We start from the raw sequence: 11,686 nt of genomic DNA on the forward strand, positions 1-11,686 counted from the left end.
GAGTGACTCTTAGTAAATTTTACTCTATCGCTACACGTCATCAACGTTCTACCCGTATTGATAGTGATTTGAGCGCCGATTTCTTTCCTGGTTTGGTTTACCATGGAACTGCACAAGCTTCGCTAGAAACGCTCTTCCGGCAATACAAACAAACCGGACAGAGCGCCTATACACTTACTGGTGCTTATGGTTCGGGTAAGTCGACGGTTGCGTTGCTTTTAGCAGGTTTATTACATGCTGATATTAATATTCGTAATGAAGCCATCAATACGATTAATGATGAGTCAAAATTACTATTAGAAGAAAGTGTACCTTACAAGAAAGGGTGGTTACAAATACGCTCCGTAGGTGGAGTGAGAGGCCCAATAGAATCCTTTTGGCATGCAACTCTTAACGCACTCGAAGAACATCCAAAGACATGCAAATCCAGCATCCTAGTTAAATATAGCAAAGTGAGCGTCGAGAGTGACAGTGAACTCCTTAACTTATGGAAAAGCCTGTTTGAAGACATTGCTCCATACGTTGATGGTGTACTTATCATCGCAGATGAAATGGGCAAAAGCCTAGAGTACATTAACCGAAATGGTGGTGATTTACATTTATTTCAGGATATCGCAGAAGAGCTATCTAGGATTGACACGCCAGTTATTTTTTTAGGATTGTTACATCAGGCATTCAGTGAATATGCTAAAGAACGTGGCACCAAGTTACAGGATGAATGGGGTAAGATTCAAGGGCGTTATAGTGATATACTTTATAATGTATCAACTGATGAAACGGTCGCATTAATTAGTAGTTCGATAAAAACAACTTTACCGAAGAACGATGGCGATGAGCTCGTTAAAAGCGTACTTGCAGCACTTGAAGATAAACAACAGCGTAAACAGCTGTTACTTAGCCGGTTAGAGCAATGTGTTCCACTTCACCCATTAACCGCTTTGTTACTAGGGCCTATTGCCAAGCGGAGATTTAGTCAAAACGAACGCAGTACGTTTAGTTTTTTAAATTCTCACGAACAGTTCAGTTTTCAACTCTTCTTACAGCACACAAATGACCAAAACGCTCGATATGATCTTAGTCATCTTTGGGATTATCTAGAAGCTAATATGGAACATGCCATTTTGGGATCTCCAGATGGTCATGGCTGGGCGACAGCGGCTGATGCAATAAGAAAAGCCTTGAAACAAGATTTCTCGCCGCAATGCATCAAGCTGCTTAAAACCATAGCTTTGATTACTCTATTTGGAAAATCAGCCAACCTTACCGGCGCTGAGAAGATATTGCTTACCGCAACTGAGATTACACAGCAAGAACAACTTAATGCGTGTCTGCAACAATTAAAAGAAGCTTCCTGCATCGTATATAGGAAATATCTATCCTCTTGGGTTGTATTTGAGGGGTCTGATCTCGATATTGCTGGATTGGTTGAAGAAAAACTCGACCAACTTCACAATAGTCATGAAGCGATTGACCGGATTAATTTCAGCTCCCAAGTTATTGCTAAAGGCCACTATCACGAATATGGTACTTTACGATGGGCCGCTCAATCGGTAGCAATGCAACTTAGTAGTATCGACATCAATTCACTACTTACGTCAAAGAATGGTGAATTCGCGAATTTCTTACTTTTACTAAAAGAAGAATCAGAATCGCGATTGAAGGAAGTGACGCGAAATAACAAGTCACTAATGCTTGCTTGTGCGCCAAATGCTAATGAAATTATTACTCTTGCAAATGAAAAATATGCTTTAGATCTTATCTTGAGTGATAAAATAACTGGAGCGGCGCTTACCCATGACAAAGTTGCTCGTGAAGAACATAGTGCTCGTACTTTTAATGCTCAATCAGCTTTAGAAACCGCTCTAACTTATGCATTCAACAACGCAGTTTGGTTTCACAACGGAGTTGCTTATGGCAAAGAGACTATTAGTGAAATAGCAACCTTTGCCGCAGATAGCATATTTTTCCAAGCACCTAAAATCCTGAACGAGCTTGTAAATCGTAATAAATTGTCGGGGACCGCAGTTTCTGCTTTAAAAAAACTTCTCGAAGCCATGCTTGATAAAGAGGACTGTGAAGATTTAGGTATTGAGGGGTTTCCTCCTGAGAAATCCATGTATATAAGCTGCTTAAAAAATACATCCATTCACTCGGCCGAAGATGAAAAAGGGCAGCATTGGTTCAGAGATTATTTGGATACAAATCTCAATGCCATGTTTGCCGCAGCGGAAAAACGATTGAAAGATCGCAAGGGTTGTGAAGTCGGTTTGTCTGAAATCGCGGAATTATGGAGTAGCGCACCCTTTGGTTTAACTAAGGGTGTTATTCCGATCTTCATACTCGCCTTTTTGAAATCGATGGGCGAAAAAATTGCATATTATGAAAAAGATATGTCTGGAGAATTTGCCTTTATCGCAGAGCCGGATAGTGACTATGTTCATAAACTGATTAAGAACCCAAGCGATCTTGCCGCGAAATATATTGTATTAGCACCTGAAGAAAAAGAGTGGTTGCAAAAACTTGCTATATTCGCTGCAGCGGAAACCAACCGTAATATTTCAAATGACATTTTATCAGTTGCGACACCATTAGTAACTACAATACATAATCTTCCGCAGTGGGTAAAAAATGCGCACCATATTGTGCCAGATAATGATAAACGTAATAAAACGTATTTGAGAGTACGAGATCTTTTTTTACAAGCAAATGATCCACATACTTTACTTGTTAAAGATTTACAAAAAGAACTTATAAATTTTGGTGCGCATGACTTCATGAGCCAAATTGATCTCTTGGAAGACTGTTTTAAAACTCTAAGACAAAAGCATGAGCAAATGTTAATTGCGATAAAAACCAGGGTAAAAAATATATTCCCGGAACATGGTGAAGAATTAGCGAAAATGTGCCATTACGTAGAGCAAAACTCAGGTGACTTGCGCTTGAAAGCTTTTGCTAGAGAGCTCGCTAAAAGTGATACAGGATTGTTAGAGTGGCTTGAGAGTATGATTCAAATTGTCACTGGACGCGGAAAACAAAACTGGAACGAAGGAATTCTTCAAACAGCTTCAAACAAAATCAGTGACTATGCACAAGATTTTTTGAGTGTTATAAAGTCGCAGCATAATGACAAAGCCAAATTTCGATCTGGTAAGACAAAATTAGTGTCCTTAGTATTAGAAGGTGATGATGGTAAACTGACTTCATTCAAACGAGAAATTCGAGTTGTTGAAACGGATGAATTGCAAAACACAATGAAAACTATCGAGTCTCACCTTTCTGAACTTGATGAGTTTCTTAAAATCAATGTCTTACAGCAATTGCTTAGAAAGTCTCTTGAAGCAAAAGTTAAATAAAATAGGTATTACTCATGAATGATGAACGCAAGGTGAAACATGTTCTTGGCCTATCAGGAGGTAAGGATAGTGCTGCTCTCTCGGTGTATATGGCTAGGAACTATCCTGAGCTAGACATTGAGTATTTCTTTACTGATACGGGCAAAGAATTACCTGAAGTTTATGAGTATTTAGAGCAACTAGAAATCGTTCTAGGTAAACCTATTCTGCACATAAACGACAAAAAAGGGTTTGATTATTGGTTAGAACAACACAATAATTTTCTCCCTGCAGGACAGCAACGGTGGTGTACCATCCGTATGAAACTTGAACCATTTGAAAAGTGGATTCGCCCTTTCCTCAACGATGGCTACGAAGTTATTTCTTATGTTGGAATTCGCGCTGATGAGCCTTGGCGTGATGGTTATCGCCCCAATGAGAATCAAAAATATCTCACTATCAAAATGCCATTTGCTGAAGACGGCATCAAAAAGCAGGGTGTACTCGATATACTAGATAGCGCTGGGCTTGGATTACCGAAATACTACGAATGGCGTTCTCGTTCTGGTTGTACCTTCTGCTTTTTCCAGAGGAAAATTGAATGGGTACGGCTACGTGAAGAGCATCCCGAGGCTTTTGAAGAAGCTAAGTCTTATGAAAAAAGAGCGGAAACAAGTGCGAATGGCGAAACTTTTTTCTGGATGGGACCAAATGAACCATTAGAAACGCTGGAGGATCCGGAGCGTGTCAAGCAGATTAAAGAAAATCACGAGAAGGTAAAAGCTCGTTTTGAGAAGAAAAAACAGCGAGAGAGAAATCGTCGATTAGGTAAGCACGCAATGGTGGATGAAAGCATGATTATTGACACGTTAGATATGGACGCGATGTATGATCTAGAAGAGGGTGGCGGCGCTTGTATTACATGTTATAAGTAGTACTGTTATGTATGATGTATAAATAACAGTCTACTTTTAAGGCTAAAACATGCTGATGAGAATATTTATCGAACTGATTTATTATGCGGGCTGGCCTGTCTAATTTTCTAAATGCCCAATTTTAAGGCTATCCTTTAGCTGTCACCGGGCATTAAAATATAATGACGCATTGTTAATCGTGAGTACAAAAACATTAATTTACAGACTTGGTCTAGGCAATCAGACTAGACCTCCCTTCGAATAATTACCTTGAACTTTTGGCAGAATTATCGGCTTACCTAAGAAATCACATAACAACTTTTCAAAATATCTGCGCCAAACACTATCTCAGATACGAGCACCCGAATATCCTCACTTAACCCAATCGAACCTATATCAAATGCCTTATGTTGAGTCGCTTATAACATCTTCCCGTTCGGAATTTCACATGGCGCACCATGTTGTCTCCATTTGATATGCGCCGCCTCAAGCCCTACAGACAGATTGTCATGCCTTAGATTAAAGCTTGAAACCGCACATGGGTAGTCGTAAGCGCGTAGTACCTGCTGGCGAAAGAGGGGATCGCGAACCTTACGGGTCTGCTGGATATCAAATCCCGTCTCGTCAGCTATCTCTTCCTGAACATTTTCTGGAAAATGTTCTTCAAGGATTCTTTGAGCAAGAGAGCCAATGAGCCTTTTATTACTTGCCAAAAGCGCGTAATGCTCTTCATCGAAGCCGCCAGCTACGCTGAAATCGAACAGCTCTCCCGCAGGCGGTTGCTTACTGCCGGTCGTTGAACATAGCTAGTCGTTTCACAGTTCTCAAAAGCCATCGCCTTCGTGTCACCAGAACGGCATATCAGAGCGGTACTGTTCACGCTGCGAACCAAACCTTCTAACAAATTATGCCGCTGGTCGCGGACTTCTGTGCCGTAATCAAATAATCGTGCGTGTCCCTGCTGATAATGCGCCAACACATAGAGAAGTAATAAGGGTTTATGCGGCGCACGCTGTTCGCCCTTGCGCCAGATAATGATGTCGGCAATTGCCTGTTCAAGTGTTTTGTTGGAAGCCATCGCGTTACGGATTAAAGTAAATAATTGCGATGATGCTCGCAAAACCGCTCTCAATCAACCCACCCAGATCTCACAAACAAAAAAGGCGCCATCAGCGCCTTATTCACAACCCGCATTCAGAGCCTCAGCGACCTTTCCCCGCTATCACCCCAATAAACTCCACCACCTGCTTCTGCTTGCGTTTCGACAGCTTACACGCCTCGCGCACCGCCAGTTCGAACTCCGACATCTCTTCCCGTGCCGTCAGTACAATGCAGCCCTGCATTACCTTCGCATCCACTTTGGTGCCGGTACCAAACCCGGCCTCTTCAAGCCAATGGCCCTTTATCGTCAGCGCCGGCAGGTGAAGATGATCGGGGTAACGACTCGCATAGCCCACGGTAAAATGGCGGCTCACTGCATCAAACACTTCTGGATCAAAACAATCTGCAATACAATCTGGCTTAGTCATGATTACTATTCCTGTTAATAGTGATTGTGATTAGCGGTGCGGGTATGTTGGCGCATATCCGCATCGCGAAAATAACAGCACCTGTAAATCTACCCAGTAACAAAAATAAAATCCACCTGAATATAAAACGTAATAAGCGTCATTAAGAAAGTTTTCAGAATAATTATTTTTTGACGAGGTTATATATTTAATTAATAAATCACTGTGCCATGTGTTATATATTTCTTATATTCTCTCACCGCTCACAGGCCAATAAAATCATGCTCCACGCCCTAAACCATCTCACCCTCGCTGTCAGCCATCTCCCCACCAGCATCGCCTTCTGGCGCGATCTTCTCGGCCTGCGCCTGCATGCCGAATGGGAGACCGGGGCGTATCTCACCTGCGGCGATCTCTGGCTCTGCCTCTCTTACGACGATGCGCGCCAGTATGTTCCGCCACAGAACAGCGACTATACCCACTATGCCTTCTCCGTAGCGCCAGAGCACTTCGACACGCTGGTACAAACGCTCACCGCCGCCAACGTCACCGTCTGGAAAGACAACAAAAGCGAAGGGGCGTCGTTCTATTTTCTTGACCCGGACGGGCACAAGCTGGAACTGCACGTCGGCGATCTCGCCGCGCGGCTGGCGGCGTGTCGGGAGAAGCCCTATGCGGGCATGTTCTTTACCGCAGACGACAACTAACGCGAGCTGGAGGCACGCACCTTCAGCCTGCCTGCCAGCGTCACGTGGGTGGCGGCATCTTCCTGATTACACAAATACTCCACCGCCAGTCGCCCCAGCTCGCTGTAGGGCAGCTGGATGCTGGTGAGGGGCGGGGACATCTGCTCGGAAATCTTCTGATCGTCGTAGCCTGCCAGCAGGATATCGTCCGGGATCTTCACCCCGGCGCCAGCCAGGGCCTGATAACAGCCAATCGCCAGCCAGTCGCTGGCGCAGAAGATGGCGTCCGGACGTTCTTCCTGCGCAAGTAACGACGCGGTAGCGGTAAACGACTCGCTAAACTGCCAGTTGGTCTGGCGCACCAGGCGCTCATCACAGGCTAACCCGGCCTGCTGTAAGGCTGCCTGATACCCCGCCAGACGCTGGCGCGACGCCTCCATCCAGCTCTCACCGGTAATGTGGGCAATGCGCGTTGCGCCGCAGGCGATCAGGTGTTTGGTGATCTGAAAAGCGTTGGCATAGTCATCCGGAATAAACGAGGGCAGCAGCGGCGAGCCAGGGTCGCGCTGGTTCAGCAACACCAGCGGAATGCGCGAGCACGCCTCAAACGCCGCCATATCCACCAGCGTCGTCACCGGGGAGGCGAGGATCACCCCCACGCAGTTGCGCTTCTCCAGCTGGCGGATAATGTTCAGCGCCAGCTCCACGTCGTCACCGTAGTCATACACGGTGAGCAGCGCTTCGTTGCGCCACGCCGCTTCCCGCGCCTGGCTGATGGCATCGATAAAGGGATCGTAACTCTGCAGGGAGCTAACCAGCAGGGCAATCTCTTCCTGGTTGCGCGGAGCATGGATGGCGGGCAGGCGGTCGTAACCCAGTTCGGTCGCCACGCCAATCACCCGCTGGCGGGTCTCGTCGCTAAGCTTAATGTTGCGAGACTGGTTAAGCACCAGCGATACCGTCGCCTGCGACACCCCGGCCGCCCGCGCAATATCGTTCATCGTGACTTTATTTTTCCGCTTCATCCGTTCTCTCCCTCTCCCGACACCGCATCATACCCTACCTGCCCACCTTAGCGCTGTCGATCACGTTTCTTCCTGATGCCGCAACGATCTTTGTGATTGCCGTCGCTTTTTTGCGCATCGCGATTTGCTCATTTTTGCTGCTACTAATATTTATTAGCTAAATATTATCAGCAAGAGGAACAGCGATGAAACAGCAATGGAGCAAGGAACAGGCGCAGGCGTGGTATCAGCAGCAGGGATGGCTGTGTGGGTTTAACTATCTCCCTTCTACGGCGGTGAACTGGACCGATATCTGGCAGGAAGAGACCTTCGACCCGGAGACCATCGACCGGGAGCTGGGCTGGGCAGGAGAGGCAGGCTATAACACGCTGCGTATCAATCTGCCGTTTATCGTCTGGGAGCACGATCGCGACGGGCTGATGGCGCGTATCGACCGTTTTCTGACGATCGCGGATCGTCGTGGCTTTAGTACAATGCTCACGCTAATGGACGACTGCGGCTTCTCGGGGGATGAACCCTATCTGGGGCCGCAAAAAGCACCGGTGCCCGGTAAGCACAACAGCCAGGCGGCGGCGAGCCCCGGCCGGGATAAAGTCTGCGATCGCGACTGTTGGCCGCAGATTGAGCGCTATATCCGTGATGTTGTTCGCCAGTTCCGCGACGATAAGCGCGTGCTGCTGTGGGATCTCTACAACGAGCCGGGTAACCGGGGCATCTTCGCCACCGGCACCGAAGAGGTGTTATACGACGAAAAACTGGAAACCTGCGCCCATGAGTTGATGAAGCTGGCGTTCCAGTGGGTGCGGGAAGAGGATCCCGTCCAGCCGCTGACCGTCTGTGCCTGGCGTCTGCCGGCGGAAGAGGCGGGGGAGACCTTCTATCAACACCCACTGGATCAAACCGCGCTGGCCCTGTCAGACGTGGTGAGCTATCACGCCTACACGAACACCGCCCGCATGACGGCCATTATCCAGCAGCTGCAGACGCTGGGTCGCCCGATCTTCTGCACCGAATGGCTGGCCCGGCACGTGGGCGGCACCATCGAAGAGCAGCTACCGCTCATGTACATGGCGAAGGTCGCCCCGTATCAGTGGGGGCTGGTGCGCGGCAAGACCCAGACCTGGCTGCCGTGGCCGGTGGTGATGACCAGCTCCACTGACTACTGCCGCCTGTGGTTCCACGATGTGTTCGAAGAGAACGGCATTCCCTTCTCCCGCACGGAAATCGCCCTGATCCAAAAACTCCGTCACATTGCCCCGCAGCCGCGGGCATAAAAATAACGACCCGGCGCTGCGGCGCCGGGCAGCAAGGTACGCACTATGGCAACGACAATGAAAATACCGTCTCGCGAGTTGTGGTCTTATTTTGGCTATGGTTTAGGTCAGTGTTTTAGTTTTGGTTTAGTGGGTTCATTTATTAACTACTTTTATACCGACGTGCTGGGGATCTCGGCCCTGGCGGCCAGTACCATCTTCTTAATTGCCCGCGCGTGGGATGCGGTTCACGATCCGCTGTTTGCCAGCATCATGGACACCATTAACACCCGGTTCGGTAAGTTTCGTCACTTTTTACTCCTTGCCCCGCTGTTGATCACCGGCGTCACGCTGCTGTCGTTCTATAAAATCGAAGCGGACATGACCACCAAAATCCTCTACGCCGGGGTGACCTACATCCTGTGGGGAACGTTGTACGCCATCTCCGATATCCCCTTCTGGTCGATGTCGTCGGTGATGACCAACGACTCCGGTCAGCGTACCCGCGCGGTCACGGCGGCGATGCTGGGCGTTAACGCCGGTATCGCCTGCGCCAATATCTTCTTCCCGAAGCTGACGGCCTTCTTCGCCCAGTACAGCAATGACAAAGGCTACTTTATGGCGGCGCTGGTGATGATGCTGGTGGGGCTGCCGCTGATGCTGAACGGCTTTATGCAGATTAAAGAGCGCGTGCCGCCCAGCCCGGAAAAGGTGACGATGCGCGACACCTTCCATAACCTGCGCCAGAATAAGCCGCTGTTTATTATCCTGCTGTCATTCTTCTTCTGCGTGTTTCATAACGTCGCCAACGGTATCTACATCTACTTCTTCATCTACAACATGGGCGACGGCGGCCTGCAGATGGCGATAGGCGTGATGGGGATCGTGGCGGCGGTGGTGTGCCTGGTCGCCCCGATGCTGACCCGCAAAATGCAGAAACGGAAGCTGTTTATGATCCTCTGCGGGCTGGATATCGCGGTGCGCATAGTGATGTGGTTTGCGGGTTATCATCACACGGCGCTGCTCTTTATCCTGCTGGGCCTGAGCACGCTGTTTGTGATGATGAGCAATATCCTCACCTCGTCGATGATTGCCGATACCATCGAGTACGCCGAGTACCATACCAACAAGCGCTGCGCGGCCATCACCTTTTCCGGGCAGACCTTCACCGGCAAGATGTCGGTAGCGGTGGGGGGCGGGCTGATTGGCGTGTTCCTGACCATCATCGGCTATGTGCCGCAGGCGCAGGCCCAGAACGACAGCGTGCTCACCGGGCTGTTCTTCGGCATCTGTCTGCTGCCCGCCATCGGCTCGCTGATCCGCCTGGCGGTCATGTCGCGCTTCACCTTTACGGAAGAGAAGCACGCGGAGATCTGCCGCCTGCTGGCGGAGCGCCGCAACCTAAGCGACAAGGGGCCACTGGCGACGCCAGCGCCGGCCAACTGATCTCACCCGACGCCTGCCCTGCGGGCGTCTTTTTTCCCTGTTTCACTATATGAAACATTTTTTCCGCCCCTTCTTTGATGCTCTTCACGCTCCCGCACCCGCCGCTCGCCAGCCTCTCTGCTTTCTCTACACTCAGCCCATTCATAACAAACACAACACACACCTTGCCTGACACCGGGAGGTTACATGGCTAACACCGATTCTGAATACGCGGGTGGTTACGCGTCTGCCGGGCCGCACGCACCCGCCCAGAGCAGAACCAAAATGATGCTCTCGGCGGGCATTGGGCATTTTATTGAGTGGTTCGACTTCGGCCTTTACGGCACCCTGGCGGCGATTATCGCCAGCAACTTCTTCGCCAGCGGCGATCCGGTTATCGCTCTGCTGAAATCCTTCGCCGTTTTTGGCTCCGGCTTTCTGATGCGTCCGCTCGGCGGGCTCTTCTTTGGCTCGATGGGCGACCGGCTCGGGCGGCGCAAGGTGCTGGTGACGGTGATCGTCATTACCTCATGCTCGACCTTTGTGATGGGGATTTTGCCCACCTGGCATCAGGTCGGTATGCTCGCCCCGGTGCTGCTGGTGCTCACCCGCCTGGTGCAGGGCTTTGCCGCCGGGGGCGAAAGCTCCGGCGTTATCACCTACCTGGCAGAGAGCGCCAAACCCAACCGTCGCGCCACGCTTACCTGCTGGAGCGAAAACTTCAGCTTTATGGCCTTTGTCTGCGGCTCGGGGCTGGTGCTGATCCTCACCCACACCCTGGGCGAAACGGCCATGAACGAGTGGGGCTGGCGCATTCCGTTTCTGCTGGCCGCCCCGCTGGGGTTAGGCGGGCTCTATATGCGCCGCAATATGGCCGACTCGGCGGAGTTTCATAAGCTCAAGGCCACCGGCAAGCTGGAAAAAGCGCCCCTGCGTAAATCGCTCTCGACCTCCTCGCGCGCTTTGCTCTTCTGCACCGGCTTCGTGGTGGTGAAAGCGGTCAGCAGCTGGGTGCTGCAATCCTTCATGCCGGGCTATCTCTCCACCCATTTGCACTACAGCAAAACCGACGCCTACCTCATCACCACGCTGGGGTTGCTTAGCGTGGCGGTCTGTATGCCGATTACTGGCTATCTGTCGGATCTCTGGGGGCGGCGGCCGATGATGTTACTGGGCTGCGGCGGCTTTATTTTGCTCACCTGGCCGGCGATGCTGGTGATGAGCCAGGGCTCGGTGGGCACCTCCATTGCCGCCATGAGCATGCTGGGCGTCTTTGTCGCCATGTTTAACGGCGGCTGCGGCGCGGCAATGGTCGAACTCTTCCCCACCGCCATTCGCTACGGCAGCATCGCCATCGCCTACAACCTCACCGTGGCGGTGTTTGGCGGGGTCACGCCGCTGGCCTCTGCCAGCCTGATCTCGTTAACCGGCGATCCACTCTCACCCGCGTGGTATGTGATGTTCGCCGCGCTGATCTCCTTTATTGCCGTGTGGCTGGCGAAAGAGACCGCCGGCAAAGTGCTGGATTAACCTCACCCGGAGT

8 protein-coding genes and 1 pseudogene are annotated in these 11,686 nt (G+C 50.1%); 6 read left to right on the forward strand and 3 right to left on the reverse strand.

Going from position 1 to position 11,686, the window contains the following annotated elements; translation table 11 throughout:
- Positions 1 to 2: 2 nt before the first annotated feature.
- Both B3B59_RS06200 and B3B59_RS06205 read left to right on the forward strand, forming a co-directional pair.
- Positions 3 to 3,353 (forward strand): hypothetical protein, encoded by a 3,351-nt coding sequence (locus B3B59_RS06200; RefSeq protein ID WP_286808404.1) that lies wholly within the window; start codon positions 3 to 5, stop codon positions 3,351 to 3,353.
- 14 nt (positions 3,354 to 3,367) lie between these two features.
- Positions 3,368 to 4,267, forward strand: a complete 900-nt coding sequence (locus tag B3B59_RS06205; RefSeq protein WP_286808406.1) for a phosphoadenosine phosphosulfate reductase family protein — start codon at positions 3,368 to 3,370, stop codon at positions 4,265 to 4,267.
- 219 nt (positions 4,268 to 4,486) lie between these two features.
- Here the strand turns inward: B3B59_RS06205 and B3B59_RS06210 are convergent.
- Together B3B59_RS06210 and symE are read right to left on the reverse strand one after the other, a co-directional pair.
- Positions 4,487 to 5,324 (reverse strand): annotated as a pseudogene (locus B3B59_RS06210) (phosphorothioated DNA-binding restriction endonuclease).
- Between the two features lie 124 nt (positions 5,325 to 5,448).
- The gene (gene symE, locus B3B59_RS06215) at positions 5,449 to 5,775 is read right to left on the reverse strand and encodes an endoribonuclease SymE (protein WP_286808408.1); all 327 of its coding nucleotides are present in this window, start codon (positions 5,773 to 5,775) and stop codon (positions 5,449 to 5,451) included.
- A 260-nt stretch (positions 5,776 to 6,035) separates the two neighbouring features.
- On the opposite strand from symE, the gene B3B59_RS06220 reads away from it, so the two are divergent.
- Complete coding sequence (locus tag B3B59_RS06220) at positions 6,036 to 6,461, forward strand: FosA family fosfomycin resistance glutathione transferase (RefSeq protein WP_286808410.1); 426 nt, start codon at positions 6,036 to 6,038, stop codon at positions 6,459 to 6,461.
- Here the strand turns inward: B3B59_RS06220 and B3B59_RS06225 are convergent.
- Positions 6,458 to 7,465, reverse strand: coding sequence for a LacI family DNA-binding transcriptional regulator (locus B3B59_RS06225; RefSeq protein ID WP_040077371.1), 1,008 nt, complete (start codon positions 7,463 to 7,465; stop codon positions 6,458 to 6,460). The genes B3B59_RS06220 and B3B59_RS06225 overlap by 4 nt on opposite strands.
- 185 nt (positions 7,466 to 7,650) lie before the next feature.
- Between B3B59_RS06225 and B3B59_RS06230 the strand changes: the two genes are divergently transcribed.
- The 3 genes from B3B59_RS06230 (at position 7,651) to B3B59_RS06240 (ending at position 11,673) form a co-directional block, all read left to right on the forward strand.
- A complete protein-coding gene (locus tag B3B59_RS06230; protein WP_286808413.1) occupies positions 7,651 to 8,739 on the forward strand; it encodes a cellulase family glycosylhydrolase in 1,089 nt (362 codons plus the stop codon).
- Between the two features lie 45 nt (positions 8,740 to 8,784).
- The gene (locus B3B59_RS06235; RefSeq protein WP_286808415.1) at positions 8,785 to 10,164 is read left to right on the forward strand and encodes an MFS transporter; all 1,380 of its coding nucleotides are present in this window, start codon (positions 8,785 to 8,787) and stop codon (positions 10,162 to 10,164) included.
- A gap of 267 nt (positions 10,165 to 10,431) precedes the next feature.
- Positions 10,432 to 11,673 (forward strand): MFS transporter, encoded by a 1,242-nt coding sequence (locus tag B3B59_RS06240; protein ID WP_040078607.1) that lies wholly within the window; start codon positions 10,432 to 10,434, stop codon positions 11,671 to 11,673.
- The last annotated feature ends 13 nt before the right edge of the window (positions 11,674 to 11,686 follow it).

The sequence above is a fragment of the Leclercia sp. UBA2479 genome, from assembly GCF_002341985.1.
In the GTDB taxonomy this organism is placed as follows: domain Bacteria; phylum Pseudomonadota; class Gammaproteobacteria; order Enterobacterales; family Enterobacteriaceae; genus Enterobacter; species Enterobacter pneumoniae.

Bases quoted from the DNA above. Each gene is read 5' to 3' on its own strand.
- B3B59_RS06225 (WP_040077371.1), bottom strand. From the start codon at position 7,465: ATGAAGCGGAAAAATAAAGTCACGATGAACGATATTGCGCGGGCGGCC.
- symE (WP_286808408.1), bottom strand. From the start codon at position 5,775: ATGACTAAGCCAGATTGTATTGCAGATTGTTTTGATCCAGAAGTGTTT.
- B3B59_RS06230 (WP_286808413.1), top strand. From the start codon at position 7,651: ATGAAACAGCAATGGAGCAAGGAACAGGCGCAGGCGTGGTATCAGCAG.
- B3B59_RS06240 (WP_040078607.1), top strand. From the start codon at position 10,432: ATGCTCTCGGCGGGCATTGGGCATTTTATTGAGTGGTTCGACTTCGGC.
- B3B59_RS06235 (WP_286808415.1), top strand. From the start codon at position 8,785: ATGGCAACGACAATGAAAATACCGTCTCGCGAGTTGTGGTCTTATTTT.
- B3B59_RS06205 (WP_286808406.1), top strand. From the start codon at position 3,368: ATGAATGATGAACGCAAGGTGAAACATGTTCTTGGCCTATCAGGAGGT.
- B3B59_RS06220 (WP_286808410.1), top strand. From the start codon at position 6,036: ATGCTCCACGCCCTAAACCATCTCACCCTCGCTGTCAGCCATCTCCCC.